At 47.7% G+C, this 17,725-nt stretch carries 12 protein-coding genes; 9 read left to right on the top strand and 3 right to left on the bottom strand.

Annotation, left to right across the window (positions count from 1 at the left end; all coding sequences use genetic code 11):
- Positions 1 to 115: 115 nt before the first annotated feature.
- Together FIV46_RS12225 and FIV46_RS12220 are read right to left on the bottom strand one after the other, a co-directional pair.
- Entirely contained in the window at positions 116 to 4,606 is a 4,491-nt protein-coding gene (locus FIV46_RS12225) for an NACHT domain-containing protein (protein WP_139941215.1), read from the bottom strand.
- Positions 4,607 to 4,730: 124 nt separating this feature from the next.
- Positions 4,731 to 6,353: a PDDEXK family nuclease gene (locus FIV46_RS12220; RefSeq protein ID WP_139941214.1), complete on the bottom strand. Its 1,623-nt coding sequence runs from the start codon at positions 6,351 to 6,353 to the stop codon at positions 4,731 to 4,733.
- Positions 6,354 to 6,719: 366 nt separating this feature from the next.
- Here FIV46_RS12220 and FIV46_RS12215 point away from each other — a divergent pair, with 366 nt between their 5' ends.
- The 8 genes from FIV46_RS12215 to FIV46_RS12180 all read left to right on the top strand — a co-directional run bounded on the left by FIV46_RS12215 (position 6,720) and on the right by FIV46_RS12180 (position 14,748).
- Positions 6,720 to 7,238 (top strand): antirestriction protein ArdA, encoded by a 519-nt coding sequence (locus FIV46_RS12215; RefSeq protein ID WP_139941213.1) that lies wholly within the window; start codon positions 6,720 to 6,722, stop codon positions 7,236 to 7,238.
- Between the two features lies 1 nt (position 7,239).
- Entirely contained in the window at positions 7,240 to 7,671 is a 432-nt protein-coding gene (locus FIV46_RS12210) for a hypothetical protein (protein ID WP_139941212.1), read from the top strand.
- Positions 7,672 to 8,602: 931 nt separating this feature from the next.
- Positions 8,603 to 9,373 carry a hypothetical protein gene (locus tag FIV46_RS12205; RefSeq protein ID WP_139941211.1) on the top strand — a complete coding sequence of 257 codons (771 nt, stop codon included), beginning with the start codon at positions 8,603 to 8,605 and terminating at the stop codon, positions 9,371 to 9,373.
- A gap of 121 nt (positions 9,374 to 9,494) precedes the next feature.
- Positions 9,495 to 9,767, top strand: coding sequence for a helix-turn-helix transcriptional regulator (locus FIV46_RS12200; protein ID WP_139941210.1), 273 nt, complete (start codon positions 9,495 to 9,497; stop codon positions 9,765 to 9,767).
- Position 9,768: 1 nt separating this feature from the next.
- Positions 9,769 to 10,089 (top strand): hypothetical protein, encoded by a 321-nt coding sequence (locus FIV46_RS12195; RefSeq protein WP_139941209.1) that lies wholly within the window; start codon positions 9,769 to 9,771, stop codon positions 10,087 to 10,089.
- The gene (locus FIV46_RS12190) at positions 10,086 to 11,930 is read left to right on the top strand and encodes a type IV secretion system DNA-binding domain-containing protein (RefSeq protein WP_139941208.1); all 1,845 of its coding nucleotides are present in this window, start codon (positions 10,086 to 10,088) and stop codon (positions 11,928 to 11,930) included. The genes FIV46_RS12195 and FIV46_RS12190 overlap by 4 nt, the downstream gene beginning before the upstream one ends.
- Positions 11,930 to 13,240, top strand: a complete 1,311-nt coding sequence (mobF, locus tag FIV46_RS12185) for a MobF family relaxase (RefSeq protein ID WP_139941207.1) — start codon at positions 11,930 to 11,932, stop codon at positions 13,238 to 13,240. The genes FIV46_RS12190 and mobF overlap by 1 nt, the downstream gene beginning before the upstream one ends.
- A 218-nt stretch (positions 13,241 to 13,458) precedes the next feature.
- Positions 13,459 to 14,748, top strand: a complete 1,290-nt coding sequence (locus FIV46_RS12180; RefSeq protein WP_139941206.1) for a hypothetical protein — start codon at positions 13,459 to 13,461, stop codon at positions 14,746 to 14,748.
- Positions 14,749 to 14,927: 179 nt separating this feature from the next.
- On the opposite strand, the gene FIV46_RS12175 is transcribed toward FIV46_RS12180, so the two are convergent.
- Positions 14,928 to 15,992: a hypothetical protein gene (locus FIV46_RS12175; RefSeq protein WP_139941205.1), complete on the bottom strand. Its 1,065-nt coding sequence runs from the start codon at positions 15,990 to 15,992 to the stop codon at positions 14,928 to 14,930.
- A gap of 652 nt (positions 15,993 to 16,644) precedes the next feature.
- Between FIV46_RS12175 and FIV46_RS12170 the strand changes: the two genes are divergently transcribed.
- The gene (locus FIV46_RS12170; protein ID WP_139941204.1) at positions 16,645 to 17,580 is read left to right on the top strand and encodes an autoinducer binding domain-containing protein; all 936 of its coding nucleotides are present in this window, start codon (positions 16,645 to 16,647) and stop codon (positions 17,578 to 17,580) included.
- Positions 17,581 to 17,725 lie beyond the last annotated feature (145 nt).

The following is a 17,725-nucleotide window of genomic DNA, read 5'->3' as shown; positions in this document are numbered from 1 at the left end:
TGCGTAAGTATAGATAGAACCAGAAACGCAGAGGGTAGTTTGATTTATCCTCAAAACAGCTCAACTAGTGGAGGGAGGGGAGGGCTAGCTCAAAGATTATCCATATCAACAGCTTTCATTGCGCCTCAGGCTCAACTTCGAACCACACTTTCCCATTAACGTCGCCACCCTCCTCTAGCGTATATACTCCGCTAAAATTCAAACGCCCGAAGAAAGATGTAGACAAACTAAGATACAAGTACTTTTCTCCACCAACTAACCAAATCAATTTCAGTTTCTCTTTCTTCAACCAATTTTGAAAAGGTTCAGACCTTACTAAACCATAAGAGGGGCCTTGCTCAACTACACTAGGATCTAAAAACGTTACTTCACCAAACTCATTTTCCCAGGCACCGACATTTTCCACTAACGGCGAAAGCTTCATTGAATTGATCATTTCGATCGTAGGCAAAAAAACCGAAATGGTTTTTTCTATGGAATGATCCCGCTCCCCTGCCTCCCATTCGTATTTATTCACATTTACCAAATGGCGAACATTTATAATATCGTTCGCCTCGCTCCAATTGGTTCGTCCCTCGAAATATGAATGCCACGGATATTCACGTAGAAAAATTTGATATTCATTGTTCGGTACTGACAATAAGTCAGGTGAACGCAAATTCTTGCCTTCTAAACGTGTTTTTAGTGCTTCAATATCATCCTCATGAATCAACACGCTATTTATTCTATGCCAATAAGTTTGGGTCGGCAGAACGCCTTCATCTGAATCCATTTTTTTGTCTACGGATAAAAATCCGCGCAAAACCATCCATTCGTTAGAAGCACTATCCAAGAACTTAATACATTTCTCAAATGCAGGAATATTGTTGCGAGACAACATCCAGTCCTTAAGCCCCTCTCGATCCCCATCTGCAAAAGATACTTCCCCCTTTTGCCACCAAGCCGACAAGTCAGATTCTTCTGTTCCACTATATTTTATTGAACGAATTGGAACTGTTGGATCAATGTCTCTATCATGTATTTGCCAGGGACCTTGATAAGTTTGATCAGCCTCATTTGAATATCCCGGTCCTACCCAATGCACATTGTCAGCTAAACGAGCTAACAGCTCGTAAAATGCTATCCATTGATATTTCTTCCCTATTCGCTCAATACGCCTTCGGCTACGATCTATATGTCTGGCATGAGCAACTTCAAAGTCACTAAACAACTCTTCTGACCAGCCCAACTCATAACACCTTCTACACACCCAACGCTGCGCCCATTTTCTGCTGAATGTAGCTTTACTTTTTACCCCACCGAACCCGCTTACCCAGCGATAGTACTCGCGCGTGCTTGCCTCAACATTTTCAGATAGTTTTTTCTCAAACACCTCCCGAGGAGTAGGATCATCCTGCCGATTGTCCTTTGCAGTTAACCTTTGCAATCTTTGAACAAGGGAAGAGATACCTTCGTTCTGGCCCTCTTGCTCTATTATAGTTAGATAGTCCTCCTTAAGTTCCCCCGGAAGCTGAGAAGCAAACTTGAGATTGGCCTCACGACTGGTTTCTGGATATGCTTCAGATAAACTAGTGGGAGACCAATAATGCACACAGCTCATTGTGTAACGCCCAAAATCACCCGGAAATCCATAAAGTGAACTTTTAATGGATGATTGATACCCCTCACCAGCAAGCTCATCAATTTCTGCCTCAGATGGATTTTCTATTGGCCAATCACTTTTGTATGGCGGGCGACAGCTTGCGAGATTTATTTCCCCAGGAAGGCATCCTTTTGAACTGATATACTCCAATATTTCCCTTGCATAGTCTCGAAAGAGAAGATGAGGGACAGGCGTTTCACTTTTAAAAACTGCGTCATAAACTGAAGTTGATATATTTGATAATATCTTTTCATCTTCAACACTAAAGACAGCTCCGTATACAGCCGCATAAAGCCGTTCCTTAAGGTATAAATCGTCCACTTCAGTGAATTTTTCCAAGAGAGAAACAATTAGTTCAGGAGCTACAGAAAGCAATCGTGCCAAAGATTTTGTTGCATCATCTCGAACTTTCCGATTTGGAGTAGTTAAAAACCAACAAATTGCTACTTCAGCTAATTCAAGCCTCTTGATATCGACATTATCTACTTCCACCTCAAACGACCAATTGATCAAGCTTCGTAGCGGGGCTTCACTTTCCTCTTCGTCACCCACAGCTATATGTGTTGACCAAAACGAGTCTCTTTCTGGCATATTCCTATTTCGTAGGTCTTCATGCAAAAATTCCGCGTTCCAAGGATGTCCCGGCTCTGTCGCAAGGGATATTAAAATATCCAAGCTTGGCCAATAAGAACCAGAACGCGGGACTTCATTTAGAAGCTCCAAAGTCCTGTCTGAAAAAGCTTCTGGCGATCGCCATAAGATGCTTTTTGTAAATGTATTTTCAAGGAGCCAGAAATCCTCTGGCACAACCTCTCCACATACCAAATCAATGAACTCCGAACCACACCTCTCCGGTATACAAACCCCCAGTGCCTCGATTATTCCGGCGAATTCGTAGAAGTCCTTCGCCGTAAGCATATCCCCGATCGGCTGTTGCGGGTCAAACAGAGAGGCAACTTCATCTACAGGACAAGCATCAAGAATGCTCTTCGCGATTGCAAAATCGCTGAACCTCTCATAAGTAAAACGGACAATTTCTTCTCCTCGCGGGTTTTCCTGGGAGACATAAGAAATGTCCGTTGCCAGGACACCTTCCTCAATTAATAACTCAAACAAATTTGACCCATGATTTGGGTTAATGTCGTAACTAGTAACTAGTGTGCGAGCATCACGTACCGGTATTCCCGGCAAATTCTCTGGAAAAAGAATTTTTACGAGTGATGTAATAACTTGGGCAAGCACATCCTCTTGTTGGCGATATTGTTTCTTTCGATTTACAATTTTAGAGATGCTTTCTAAATAGTACTCGAAAAGTGAAATAATTCCATCAAGCCCCTTCGGGAAGGCGGTTTGATTGTTATTTCTGAGCGCCTGACAACATGTCTTCAGGAAGAGAGGATTAGTAAATTCGGGAAGCATAATCGGTACTGAAAGCAAAGAAATGCCGTTCTTTTCGAGATAAATTTTAGCTGCTTCCCGTTCATGCCCCCGAAAGCCAAAGTGTTGAAACTTTACCAAATAACTCTCTTCAAGCTCTTCAGGGATAAGGAATGGTTCATAGGTTTTTCGACAACTAAGCAAAACACTTATATGCTGATAATCTCTCAATTCATGTAGAAAGCCGGACAGCTGATCAAGCCATTCTTCCTTGTGCGGTCCTTCATTGATAGCATCGATCAAAATTAATGTTACTGAATCACAAGATTCCCCCAATGCATCTAACGCCCCTAATGTTTCACCATTAGATATGCTTGGCAGGTCGAGTGTCTTCCTAATAAAATCTATCGGGTTTCCGCCACCGTAATGCGCCCCCAATAGCAGGACGGTTGGAAGCTTCTCCTCTAGTCTCTTGAATGTAACATCGCACAAGAGATGAGACTTACCGATACCAGCTTCACCCAACATAAGCCCCGCTTGAACAGTGGCCAAGTTCAGGACTGCAGAACTAAAAAAATTCGATATAGAATTTATCTCATCACTCAACTCATACAACTTACGTGATAAGGGGATATATTTATCCTCATATTCTCCTTCTCTAGTTTTGTTATAAATATCATGATGACATTTGCTGCTAGTCTCACTTAGGGATACCAACAAATCCCGTAGGGTTGACGAATGCTCCAAAAAACGGCTTGTCGCCAGCACATCGTTCAACTCCAATTGAAAATTGGAAATTTTGTTCTGAAAATTTTTCCATAAAGGTTCCGTCAAATCAATTAAATCACTGCTAGCGACGTCCTTCTGGAAATCTTTATTTAGTCGCTCCCAACGATCATTTATTGAATTGACCTTTTCATTCCAGTTACCCGTTTGCCCGATCCCTGCTAAATATTCAGCTACAGGTAATTCGACATGAAATTCTGGAGTAAACCTATCTCCCAAAGATTTTCTCGATTTATCGGCTATTTTTTTTAATGTCTCTTGTCGTATAACGGCCTGATTAAACCAATATAAAGCCCGACCAGAGAATTTCGGATCATCGGTTTGCAACTGCATGCAAATTTCATGTTTACACCAATAGCAAAACTCAACCTCCATCCCCTTGTCTGAAGCAACCTTCTTCCATTTTTCTACATTAGAGCACCACTCATCCCACGCCGACTTTATTTTTCCCCCGCCCTTGCCCTTTTTTCGAGAATCCGTCCAATCACGCGGTAGACATACGTAGTATTTAGTAAGTTTAGGATGCTTCTCTAAAGCACTCTCAATAGAGTCCGAAATTTGTTGCCATTGAGAAGATTCTAGTGAATTGAGAAAATATTTAGCCTGCCATCCATGCTCTGAGCCGTCTGCCAACTTCCAATAGCACTCCACTCCCGCATCACCACCGGCTCCTCGCTTTCTAACAAAGTAGTCCGCATTAGTAGGAGGAGAGAGATGGGCCAGTTGACAGACCAATTCTTCGAAACCGTTTTCCTGGCTCCCCTCATAAGATCGAATTTGGGTAAAATCTAAATCCTGCAATCCATACTCTTTCTGCTTGTCCCCTCAACTCAAAAGAGACTTCGTTTACGGAAAGACATTAAATCACAACCTAGGCCTGCATCCAAATAGGCTTGTCCTAAAAAAGTGGTCAGGACCATATCTTTTAGCTTAGGCATTCAAGTGTAGCCTCTAACTCACTTCTAGAAATGGGTTTATAATAGGGCCATTCAAATAACGTTACTGAATTTGCTTCAAGCAACAACCGCTTACGATCATCCCTAGCCTTTGTCGCAATATACCCCTCTTCACCACCGTAAATCGAGACGGCACGAAAATGTTGTTCACCTTGATATTCGATTGCCAGATTTATCGATGGTATAAAGATATCTATAGATTGAAGCCCAAGAAAGCTTGGTCTCCATTGATGCACTGCATCTGGAAATTTCGAACGAACAAGATCAACAAGTGCTGTTTCAGAGGCCCAGCCACGACCAATTTCAGCAATTGACCTAGCTCTTCTAAAATTATTTTCTGCCGCTACAAAATCCGGTCGGAAAGCATCCATCAAGGAACTAAGTGAGCCAGCAGCAATATCGGGATGCCACACAAATATTCTTCCGCGTGGTTTAATAGGATGGCCATACTCTTGATATTTTTTATAGTAATATCGTCTAGTAGCCGACCAATCTCCGAGAGGTGGCGGATTACGCTTTACGACGTTAGGAACCTCTTCATACATTTCTATAGAACTGGACAAACCGGGAAAACCTTCGGGAAGTGGGCCTGTATCCGATAAGACATTGTCGATGCAGTCTATAAACTCATCATACTCCTCCACAAGGCGCTCGCGTATAGAGGAACTCGAAATATATTTATTCACTAGATAGCGAAGATCATTTGCTTTAGGCGTTTGATTCAGCAAATACCTTAAATATAAGACTTCATCAAAAAGTACATCACGTTCGCAAGAATCAATTTCTTCCAGTATTTTATCCGCCTCATTCAGGCTATCCTGTTGAGTTAATATAAGTATTCTATTAAATCGCTCATCCGGATCCCATGGGAGACTTCCAGGAATTGAAGGGATCTCAGGCAGTGTTATCGACGGATCAAGTTGACCTCGACGAAGGCTCCAATGAAAAAGTCGCGCGTTAGCGTTATCATCGCTCATTCGTCTCCAAGGTGAAGCGAGGTCATCCCAACCCGTTTTTTTAACAAACACCCCGTCGCTTGCAATGTACCCTTCAAACGAGCCGCGTTTAAATGGGGATGGTCCTAATCCATCAGCTCCCAGCGCTTCAATAAGGCGTTCAAAAAATTGCACCCTTTCAGGGTGCACACTGACTGACAAAAGAACATCACCATTTTTAGCTTTTTGCTGTGACACTTCATCGGCATGGCGAGTAAGAACAGCCGCCTTTTCTCGACGTAGAGATCCATTCTTCAGAAAATGGACCCTAAGAGTAAATTCTTTCGACAATTCAGGGTAGGATAATGGTACTGTAGGAGCCTTGCTACCCCGCGGTTTTGGCTTTGGTTCTGGCCCGAAGGCTTCTAAGACCTCTCTGTGAATATGATACAATGCAGTGAAATGTATAGCTGCATTACTTTCCTTAGGTCTTTGCTTGCTGAGTGTACTATAAAACTTGGCTCTGGCCCTCACGTCCTTCCTGAAAAATTCTCGATCCATTTTGTTTCGCAATGACAGCGAGTAAATCTCGAGCAAATCACGATACTTTTGCCGACCTTCCTCACCAGCAGAAGCTTTTGGTGCATCTGGCAACATGACTGTCTGCTCCTTCTAATAACTTGAGACTGAAATCAAGTTAGACTTGTCAATATCATCAAGAACCTTTTTCTCTGTGGAGAATTATATCTCTACAAAACTTATTACTGAGTAGTATTCAGACACTAGTCCTTAAATCAAGTAATCTATAGCAGCCTTCAGTATATCCCGGTCTTTAGACAGCCCCCAAAAGCTGTGCAAAACTTAGGGTTCCCCCCCTCAGCGCGCTTCAGGTAAAATAGACGGTCTCCCGAGGCTCGACTAAATGTCTGCGCCCGCCGTCGATTTTACCCTCCGCTTGCACACCCGGTTCTCGGCGAAGGCCAGGGGTTGCATCTGCAACCCACTCCCAAAGGAGGTCTTTAAATGGAACAAGGAACTTCAGAAATCAGAATATATGTGGCCTGTCTTGCCGCCTATAACAACGGCATCCTGCACGGCCGATGGATCGACGCCACCCAAGAGCCCGGGGATGTTTGGGCAGAGATCCGGGAGATGTTGAAAGCTTCCCCGATTGAGGAAGCGGAAGAGCACGCCATTCACGACCATGAAGGCTTTGAGGGTGCCCCGATTTCCGAATATCAGAGCATCGAAAGTATCTGTGAGATTGCCGCCTTTATTTCTGAACATGGCACCTTGGGCGGTAAGCTCATGGAATATTATAGCGACCTTTCAGACGCCCGGGACGCCCTCGAAAATTATTATGTCGGCTGTTATTCTAGTTTGTCAGATTTCGCCCAAGAGATCACCGAAGAGACAACCGAAATTCCGGACAGTCTCAAATCCTATATCGATTATGACCGCATGGCCCGTGATCTGGAAATCAATGATGTGCTAACCATTGAGACCGGCTTTGAACAAGTACATATCATTTGGAGCCACTGACATGACCGGAGCACAAAAAGCTGACACGGGATATAATGCCCATCATCCTTGGTACTATCTGCAGGGGGGCGCCATCCTTGGCCCCAAGAGTATCTCTCTTGCAGCCAAGGCAAGCAAGTCAGCGGGATATCTGGAAGCCGGCATTCAGGACGCCAGAGCCCAGCCGGAACCGCAACGATCCGAAGCCCTGCGCCGTCTTCAAACCAAAGTCCGCCACGCCATGAAACAGGACCTGAAAAGATACCGCGAACTGGCCCGGGAGCTGTGCGCAAAAAGAAGGAATGGACCCGATCAGAAAGCGCCCGTTTCCTGTGCTGACATTCACACCTCAATCGCCCTCAAGCACAATCACCTGTTCAACGACTTTTGCCACCTCCTGCTGATAGATGACCTGTTATCTGTTCAGCCGGACCTGTTCGGTTTTTCGAACTAGAAGAGTAAATACCCCCTTCCCATCGGCCCCGATTTTCGGGGCTATTTTTTTGTCCGGAGCTCTCTCGCGCGCCGGATCAAACTGCAACAGGTAAAGGCTCCCACCTGGTCCTGATCCTTTACCCGTTACTCCTTTAAAATCTGATTTTCAGAGGAACCTGGACAAGCTTCCCCAGCTTCCTCTTCAATCCGGCTTTTCCCCTAAAAGAGGGAAAAGCGAATACAGCCACACCCCATGCACCTCCGGATGAATACACTCCGGTGCTAAACAGATTCTAAGCATTTGGGATGCCTTCAACTTTTATGTATTCGCCTCCGGCTCTGCTGTATTCGCTTTATTTTCCGGGGTTTTCATAACGCCCTGATCCGGCATTTCTTTCCCGATCAAGACGCGAATACAAATCCTCCCTTTTTTGTATTCGCCTGATTTAGGGGTTATTTTGCGCCGATTTTTATCTCAGTCAGAAGGGATCTGGCGTCAGGGACTCGGCTTCCCCAAGGGAACAGTTTCCCCTCCATAGAAGGTCAAATTCCGTCATTTCGCCCTCTTCCAACTAAGCTATCGAAAAAAATTTGACCAGGTTCTCTATCTCCCGGAGACGACCGGCAAAACATTTTCGGGCCCTTTTGCCTCTCGCCAGATAAACTGCCTTTCTGGCTGGTAATAGTGAATCCAACCAGATCCTGGCAGCGAGAAGACTCTCACGACATACAGATACCTTTAACGACATTCCGGGAAACAGAGGCTGCAGAATAATCCGCTTCCACCCTTTTCCCGTTATTGATGGCGCTCTGGAATTTCGCCATTTGCAATAGAGAGTTATGACAGATCTCGGGACCTTCCATCCCCTTGACAGCCCCGTCATTCCTGTAAAGATATTTACTCGCAAGCAGTAAGGCGTGACCGGAAAAGCAATCATGGGGGCTTTACGATGGCCGGATATATCTCCTCCCTGGACGACAGGTTTCTCTCCTTCGAGAGGATTGCAAAACTGCTGATCCTGGAACGACCGGACCTCAAGAAAAAACAGGTGCTGGACAGCCTCAAGCATGCGCTGTTTGCAGGCGACTTTGAAAGCTCCGAAAACACCCCTGAAACTGACGGCATGGATCTCAACCAGCTCCGTATCCTCCACCCACAGCCGCTCGCCGAAATCTCCAACGATGAATTTGTCCCCACCGCCCGCCCCTGCAAATATTATGGCGTGGACCGCTACCAGGTTGCCCTGATCCTTTATCACAAGGAGGGCCTGCCGGAACCGCTGGACGATTGGGAAAGGTTTTTCGGACCGGCAGCTGATCCCTTTCATCGTCCTCTCATGTACCGGCATCTTTCCAACATACCGATCAAGTCATATCCCAAGAGCGGGCAGAAAATTCTCGGAAAGATATTCATCTCCAAATCCAGACTCCGGGACTGGATGCTGCTCAAGGGGTTTGCCCTTCCCTCGTTCCTGAATTCCTTCCCCACCGCCAGCGACAATCCCGAAGACGCCGCCGCTCCCGGCAAGGGCCGTCCCCGCAATCCCAGATGGGACGATATCAAGGATCTTGTGCAGCAAGTGGCCGACTCAAATCCCGACATGCTGCACAAAAATATCGCCCACCGGGTGCATAAAACCGTCCGACAAAAATACCCTCATGAAAAAATTCCCGCCGAGAATACGATCCTGCGCAAGGTGGGAACCTTGCTGAAGGATTAGGCCTTGGGCCTGAGCCGTTCCGTGCGACAAAAATGACGCTGAATTACACGTAATTTAACCCGTTTTACGCCTGCCTTCCGTCTGCTGGTCTGGAAACCTCACTCAAACACTGGAGGTTTCCATGAACAAGACAATCCCTGATCCTGCTTCCGAAGAAGGCGTTGCCGTTCCTGCGGCAGCAGATGACGCCTGGTTGGATGAACCAATCACCCCGATTGAAGCCGGATCTTTCCTCAAGGTCCCTTATTCCACTCTCAGTAAGTGGCGTCTCAACAATACGGGACCGGCCTATCTCAAGCTGGGCGGTCGCCTGGTTCGCTATCGGCGCCGGGATCTGATCGACTGGCTGAACAGCTGCGTTCAGTCCCCCTCAAACGAGACAGGGGAGAAGTGACATGGCCGAAAGAATGAAACTGATCGCCTTCCGGGCTCCCGTGTCGGTCCATGACCAAATTCGCACACGGGCGCAGAAGGAGTCCAAATCCCTGACCGCCGTCATCCGGGAGATGCTTCAGCGGAGCCTGGATGACCAGACCATCCGGAATGTGTTGCGGCAACAACAGCAGATGGAGCACCGCCTGAAAACCCTGGAGCAGGCGGCGCTGGAGAATAATGCGGCGCTCCGGGATTTAAAACAACCGGTGGACAGTCTGCATCAGATGTTCCGGCACCTGCTGGAGACCCTCACAGAGAAAAGCCAAAGGAGGTTGCCATGAGACTGAAACTTATCTCCCTGCTTTTGGCCGTTTTGGGATTTGCGGGAGCCTTTCTGATCTGGAAACTGTCTTTCGAGATCTACCCGCCCATGGCCTCTGACGGAGCCTATTATCCCTATGAAGTGCTCAAGCCCTGTCTCAGCGAACGGCTTCTCAGCCTGTTCGGTGACCAGAACGCCACGATGAACTGGCAGTCCTGCGCTCAAAGCCTCCAGCACTATGACCTTCTGGACGCCCTTAACTTCCGCCTTACCGCCTTCCTCTGGGTTCTGGGGTTTGGGTTGGTCTCTTTCCTGACGTTCGCCCTGTGCGTCCGCTGGGGAAGGTCCCGCTTTCGCATCCTGCGCGGTCCCCGGCTCTATAAAGGCCGGGAAGCTCTTCGCAAGCTTGGCAGAGCTTGCCGGAAGGAATGCCGCAGGTTCGGCACTGGTTTGGCTTTACTGCCGTCCGTCTCTCTGAGCCGGGACCGGGAGACCCTGCATCACCTGATCTGGGGCAGTGTCGGCGGCGGCAAGACCCAGACCATGTTGCGCTATATCCTGGAAGCCTATCGGCGGGGAGACGGCTTGCTGGTGCTGGACACCAAAGGCGACATGATGTCCCGCTTGCCTGGTTATCCCCTGCTGATTGCGCCCCATGACAAAAGGTCTCTGGTGTGGGATGTGGCTGCGGATTGCCGGACCCGACAAGACGCCCGGGAACTGGCGGCACGCTTTATCCCGGACAGTCATGACCAGATGTGGTCCAATGCAGCGAGAGAGATCTTTGTCGCTTGTCTGGTTTACCTGCAAGCCACCAAGAAACAGGACTGGACCTGGAAAGACCTGCACAGCGTGGTCACCCTGGACGTTTCTTCTCTGACGGAACTGGCAAGTCTCTATCATCCGGATGCGCTTCGCAACCTGTCCCCGCCGGACAGCCGGACCACCCAGAGCACATTGGCCACCTTTCAGGCCCATATGTCCGTTGTCGCCGTCTTTGCCGAAGCCTGGAGCTATGAAGACCGGGAACGCTTCTCCATCCGTCAGTGGCTGCATAATCCGCCCTCCTTCCGTCCCCTGATCCTGCAGCATGATCCCGCCTATCCGGATTTGTCCCGGATCTGGGTTGGCAGCATGGTGAGCTTCCTGGCTTCTGCTGTAGGCAGTCCCAGTCTGTATGAAAGCAAAGAACGGCGCATCTGGCTGTTTCTGGATGAGTTCCCGCAGCTGCATCCGATCCGGCACTTCAGTTCCCTGATTGAGCTGGGCCGGTCCAAAGGCGTGATTGCCGTCCTTGGCGTTCAGGACCTGGCCCAGCTCCGGGCCACCTATGGACGGGAACAGGCCGGGGCCTGGCCCGGCATGATCGGCACCAAGGTGATTACCCGGATCAATCTCAGCGAGAGCGCCCGGGAAGCCAGTCTTCTGATCGGGGAACAGGAAGTCGAGCGTTCGGTCAAGCAGGTCAGCAGATCCCGGGGCAATGTCAGTACCACCACTTCCATGCATAAGGAACGGCGACCTGTAATTACAGCTTCCGAGATTGCCGATGACCTTGGGCCGCAAAAGAAAGGGGTAAGAGTACTTCTGATGGGAATAGGACGGGATGTTTATGAGATCGATCTGCCTTATATCTCCCTGCCCGAACTACGACCTGGTACGGTGCCGGCGGAATGGACCTATAAAGGTCCCGAAAGGTTCAAGGCGGCCAATGACAACCTGAGGCCCATGCTAACGCCGGAGCAACTGGAACAGTTTTACGGACTTCACCAACCGCCGAGACCAATCAACGGCACCGAGGAAGAGGGTCGTTATTGTAACGGTTATGACGATGATGATGATGACGAGGAGCGGGACTGATGGTGGCGTCCCTCTCCGCCCGGGGTAATGCGGAAGCCGCCCTCTCCTACTACAGTCATCTGAGCAGCGATGGTCAGCACTCAGTGGCAGACCGAACGCAGGCCGATCAGGCAAAATATTATCTCAAAGGTCAGGAGCGGGAAGAAGCGCCCGCTCCAGGCCGCTGGGTTGGGCAGGGAGCAGAACGGCTCTCCCTGCCCCACGAGGTTCAGGAACGACACTTCAAGGCGGCTTTGCAAGGCATGGACCCGATGACCCGGGAACAGTTGGTCAAAGCAGGAGGTCATTCCAAATCCCACAGCGCGGGATGGGATATGACCTTCAGCGCTCCCAAGTCCGTCTCGGTTGTTTGGGCATTGTCCGGTCCTGAACAGAGGGAAAAGATAGAACAAGCCCAGCAACAAGCGTCAAAAGCCGCCTGCGCCTGGCTGGAAGAGAATGCGGCATTCGCCCGAAGGGGCAAAGGCGGAAAGGTCAGGGAGGCCACAGCGGGACTTCTCATTGCCCAGTTTGATCATGAAACCAGCCGGGATCTTGATCCCCAGCTTCACACCCACAGTTTTATCTTCAATATGGCTCCCCGCAAGGACGGCACCTGGGGCGCCATTGTCAGCCGGGAACTTTACCTTCATCAAATGGCCGCAGGCCGGGTCTATCGACAGCATCTTGAAGAGGAGATGCAGAAACTTGGGTATCAGACTGAAAAGGCCAAACACGGCTTCAGGCTTCCCATTGTGCCACGGCACATTGAAAGGGCCTTTTCCAAACGCCGACAGGCCATCGAAAAAGTGCAAAAGGAAAAAGGCTATCACACCATGGCTCAACTTGAGCAGGCCACCTTGAGAACCCGAAAGGCCAAGGAGCAGATGGGAAGAGCCAGTCTGTTTGCAGCATGGCAACAGGAAGCAAAGGAGATGGGCTTTGTACTGGAGGAGATCAAAGCGAGGGAAGGCGAACGGCAGGTTACTTCAAAACCACCTGCGTCCGCCGAGAAAAACCCGTCAACCTGTCCAGGGAGACAGGTGACAGGCAAACGCAATAACAAACAGTCTCCCGCCCCCGTCAGAGGTCAAAAGAGCTTGTCGGTTTCTTCGCCCGACAGACAAGAAAAAGACGAGGAAGCCGCAAAGATCGGTAAGCAGTTGGGGCTGGCGCTCCTGACCCTGAAACAGTCCGGCAATATGCAGGGTTTGAGGACCCGTCTCATCTCGAAAACTGGTGGCTTATCACTAGAATATGAGGAGAACGGCAAAGTGCAATCCAAGCGCCGGAATGATCAAGATAATGAGCCGGAAAATGAGAGTGAGTAATGCTTAGAATCCCGCTAACAAGGTTCGAACCCTTTTGGTTGTATCCAGAAGAAGAATACGAGGACTGGTTTCTCACGGATTACATATAGCTTTTATCATCGCACAATTTTCTGTGACTAGCGCGACCAATTACATTTCGAGAAGAAAATTGACTTTTTTGTGAAAAGTCTAACAATATTTGGGCTGAAATCGGCTTTATTTAGCTAATAGGGGGATTTATGAAAAAACTGATTATTTCTTGCGGCGTTATTCTTGTTTTACTTGCATCGTACTACTTCTGGGAAAGTGCTCAGTCTAATAAACGTGAGCAGGAAACCATTATTGCGCTGAAGACTAGCGTCGAAAATGGCGACCCTGTACTCCTACCGATTAGGATTACTGACGTAATGCGGTTGCAGCCCAAAGTAGCGCATGATCAGGAGGTACAGGAGTTACTGGCTAAAGCGATACAGAGTGTAGTAACCAATTATCAAGAAAATAACCAATCAGTTCTTATCAAAATTTTTGTCAATGACACTCTTAAAAATACTCCTAGCATTATAGAAATACCTGAGGCGCGCAAAGCGTTGGTAAAAGCCACAGAAGCCCATTTTAACTATATTCTCGATGAATATGGCGCTTTTGGTGTGGAAGGTGCCATTGAAGAACTACAAAATAAGCACCCTGACTATGCCAAACTCCCTGAAATTACCAACGTGATTGCGAAGGTCCGGAAGGAAGTAGCAGTTAAAGAAGAAGAGCTCAAACGTTCAGCCGTAGTTGTTTGGCAAAATTCTTGGAGCGAAAAATTGCCGGATGATTTTAAGGGCTCTCGTATTAAAGATTTGTTCGAACAGCTTGAACAAGCAACAATTTATGCACCGTTGAAAGATGAGTTTACAACCAACGAAAATTATAAAATTAAGTTGGAAGAATACTACTCTAACGCAAAAGTCGGATTTGCCACGATAGCTGATCAAATTCTGCTTACAGATACAAACTTAAGCAAAGACCAAGATAATTTCGGATATGATGCTGAGTTACAGCAGTTCTATTTCGACGCTTCAAAATTCACACTTGGCATTGTTGAAAAAGCTAATGCGGGAAAATATCAAGGAGAGAATGCATTCGGGGTTAAAAAAGACATTACTAAGATCAATTGGGAAGCATGGCAAACGCATTACGAGTGGGGAACTGTGCAATATGAGTGGGGTACGACAGATCGATTACCGGAAGGAAAATTTCCATCTTCTAAGCGAACTCTTTATGGTAATGCAGAAATAAAAGTGGAAATGATATACCGTGCGGATCCTGAAACTGCTCGGCAATTGAAAGATAAAATTGGAGCAGCATTCATCATTTCTCTGGTCCCCCCATACGCTAAGACAACGTATATGAGTAACGAGCCTACGCTATCATCCCCTGTTGAAGAACACTACACTATACATCGAATATATGCGCATCTAGATAAAGTGGTGTTGTATCGAACAGACACTATGGAGGTGCTATCCATAAGAGATTATGAATAAATTGTTGATCCAGACTAAACGCTGATTGAGCCATAACAAGCCGTTCTTCAAGTTCTTTTTTTTAGAACAAATTTGTAGGTTGAACCACTACAGCATTGCCAGAGGCCCAAACATCTAAATAAAAAGAGCCTCTGTGAGTAAGACCGGCAAGATTCACAGAGATTTCACATGTTAACCAATCAACTGGTCTGTTCCGCGATTTGAATTTCAATTAACTGACTTCCGTCAAAGAGACAGTTGATTCTATAGCTTCTTTCCATGTTCAAGGAGTTCTTAGCAGTAAAGGTGGAAATAACTCTTTCTCTACCAGACTTATGAGGCAAATAGGCTAAGTCCCATAGCTTGGAAAATTCAACCGTCGAAGGGTTTAATGCAGCCTTTTTTGCTACCTCTTCACATTGATTTACAGCACTCACTTTACCTAAAGGTTTTTTTGCCAGAAAAGTTGTGTCTACATCAGCATCACTAGGTCTAAACCAGACATTAAATGCATCAACGCCTGATCCACAAGTGACAAAGAAAACCGGATCCCCTGGCGAACTCTGCGAAGTCGATTTAGCTACCGTGTAAGGGTCAATTGACTCACAATTTTCGTTCTCGTGCGAGATTTTGTTTACGATATTTATGATGTCTTTTTTAAACTGCGAAGTTTCGCTATCCCAATAGAAATCCTCCTCCACATAAATCCTTCCACCATACTCATTGCTTTCTATTTCACGTAAAGCAGTATTGGGAACCCATCCTTTGACATGAGTTAACCAATCTGGTGTCACAATTTGCACCTCCGCCCATTCCTCCTGAACACACAAGCGTCTAACTGTTGTTGAAGAGTCAATTTGATGAAAATGATCTTTTCCAAGTATATTAGAGGCCTTAACATTTTTTATCTTTGAGGAATTCTGATCAGCGGAAGCATGCAGCAGATGCTCTCCTGTTACTGCTACCACATCACCCATGGCAATACCTCCTTGCCCACACGGTTCTGGGATTTTCACGTCCCTGATTGCGTTTTCCTTTATTGCACTGTCAGCCGTTTCTCGCGTTTGATCCAATTTAAAATCATCCAACGTCTGATCAGATCCCTTTCGTTCAAGGAGAGGACGCGAAAAAAACAAAAGAGCTATCGTTATGACTAAAGAAATACTTGCAGCTTTTCGGCTGGAAAATGGCGCAATAGGAAAAACCAAGCCAACGATGGAATAAAGTCCCCACAAAAATAATATAATAACAATATAGTCCGTCATTGGATTGCTCCCCATACTTATCTAATTCAGATAATTTTTTCGCTAACCCCAGCTTACTATTCGCTGTATTTTCTCAATCATTATACACTCAAAAGTTAAAACAAAAACCTTCTGAGGCAATGCTTTGCTTAGTAAACGCATAAGTTGAGGTGACGAGGCCAATAATGACAGACCCCCGCCTTTATTCGCTTGGGGGGATCGAACATAAGGCAGGGGCCGGCAGCTGTAGAAGCCGCAGCCCTAGATAACACAGATATTCGCAATAGCTCCAGTTAATTCCGACCTTGATCATATAACCGCTTTCCCGCTCGCAAACCTGACTTTCCCAGCCTCTCCAGCCCCTTTCCTTCCTTCTAATATTTATGATTGAATATATGATTCATTCTGCTACCTTAAGGGAGTCACCGCAAGGTGATGGCGTTTCAAACCGCCTCCAAAGTCGGCCCACTCCCGATAATGAGTGGAATTTATCCAGGGAAGTCGCTATAGACCCCCCTATGGTGACTGCTGTCCGGATATGAGATTCCCTCATGTCGGGGGTGGTGCTGGAATAAAATACTCTTCGGAGGAATACAGCCCACACTTCTTTGGAGTGGTTTGAAGCCCCCGGCGCCAGAGACGGTCTCTGGCGCCTCCTTAAGGAGGCTCGACCATGCTGGATTCTGACCCTTTCAATATTGATACCCTGTCCGCACTGCGCGAACTGACAGGAGATCCCCCTGCCGGACATTCAGGCAGACTGCCCCGGGCTCCCAGGAACCCGCCAGCCTACTCCACCCGGGAATTCAAAAGCTTTGAAGCGGCCTGTTACAAGAGCCTTTATCCCACAACCTCCCCGGCCCAGTTCCGCGACCGGCTGGCCAGCATTCTGGAGAAGCTGGGATTTTCGGCCTTTTCTCTGACAGCCTTATCTCCTAATCCCCGCCTTCTGCTTTCTAACCTGCCAGACGGCCTGCAGAGCGCTTATGAGAGGGGATACTATGAACGGGTGGATTATGCCATCACTTATGCCAACGGCTCACGACACCCCATGCTGCGGTCCCGGATTGAGGATTATATGGCCGCCGCTCCCTTGCAAAGCCGGGAGATGATCCGGAACCAGGATTTGTCCATCCTCTACAAGAGCCACGGCTTTTATGAGTTCTACCTGATCCCCATTATGGCGGGCCGGGAACGCTACCTGTTCAGTATCACCTCTCAGGATATCGCGCCGGACTTTCTTGCGAAGCTTCGCAAACACCCGGAAGCCATCCAGCTGGTGGCCGAGATTTCGGTGAGCTTTGGCGGGCGGAAGTTCCCGGAACATTTCCGGGCCATGGGACTGAACAAGGAGATAAAACTGACTGTGCAGCCGCTCACCATCCTCAGCCGGATGGCGGAGGATGACCTGAACATCCAGCGGATCGCCCAAACGACAGAGCGGAATGTGCACACCATTAACCAGCATCTCGCTGCGGCCCGCAAGGCGCTGAACACCAGAACCACCCATGGCGCGATCTACAGGGCCATAAAGGAAGGATTTCTCCCCTGTCCCTGCAAGGACTGCACCTATGAAGAAGACAGCCAAGACTCGGGCATGTTTCCGTGAGCAATCGCAGGATTCTGCAGTCAGGTTACAGAATCCTGCGGGGCAGATACAGATTCCTGCGATTTTCTGGATTTTTTTCGGAGCCTATAATTGATGACTTTAAACATCGCTGAACATCACTGCATTTCTTGGGAGATATCTGCAT

The sequence above is a fragment of the Emcibacter nanhaiensis genome (genome assembly GCF_006385175.1).
Classification (GTDB): domain Bacteria; phylum Pseudomonadota; class Alphaproteobacteria; order Sphingomonadales; family Emcibacteraceae; genus Emcibacter; species Emcibacter nanhaiensis.
Note: the sequence above shows the minus strand (reverse complement) of the source record. Positions and strands in the feature narration are given on the sequence as shown.

Bases quoted from the DNA above. Each gene is read 5' to 3' on its own strand.
- FIV46_RS12220 (WP_139941214.1), bottom strand. From the start codon at position 6,353: ATGTTGCCAGATGCACCAAAAGCTTCTGCTGGTGAGGAAGGTCGGCAA.
- FIV46_RS12215 (WP_139941213.1), top strand. From the start codon at position 6,720: ATGGAACAAGGAACTTCAGAAATCAGAATATATGTGGCCTGTCTTGCC.
- FIV46_RS12210 (WP_139941212.1), top strand. From the start codon at position 7,240: ATGACCGGAGCACAAAAAGCTGACACGGGATATAATGCCCATCATCCT.
- FIV46_RS12205 (WP_139941211.1), top strand. From the start codon at position 8,603: ATGGCCGGATATATCTCCTCCCTGGACGACAGGTTTCTCTCCTTCGAG.
- FIV46_RS12200 (WP_139941210.1), top strand. From the start codon at position 9,495: ATGAACAAGACAATCCCTGATCCTGCTTCCGAAGAAGGCGTTGCCGTT.
- FIV46_RS12195 (WP_139941209.1), top strand. From the start codon at position 9,769: ATGGCCGAAAGAATGAAACTGATCGCCTTCCGGGCTCCCGTGTCGGTC.
- FIV46_RS12190 (WP_139941208.1), top strand. From the start codon at position 10,086: ATGAGACTGAAACTTATCTCCCTGCTTTTGGCCGTTTTGGGATTTGCG.
- mobF (WP_139941207.1), top strand. From the start codon at position 11,930: ATGGTGGCGTCCCTCTCCGCCCGGGGTAATGCGGAAGCCGCCCTCTCC.
- FIV46_RS12180 (WP_139941206.1), top strand. From the start codon at position 13,459: ATGAAAAAACTGATTATTTCTTGCGGCGTTATTCTTGTTTTACTTGCA.
- FIV46_RS12175 (WP_139941205.1), bottom strand. From the start codon at position 15,992: ATGACGGACTATATTGTTATTATATTATTTTTGTGGGGACTTTATTCC.
- FIV46_RS12170 (WP_139941204.1), top strand. From the start codon at position 16,645: ATGCTGGATTCTGACCCTTTCAATATTGATACCCTGTCCGCACTGCGC.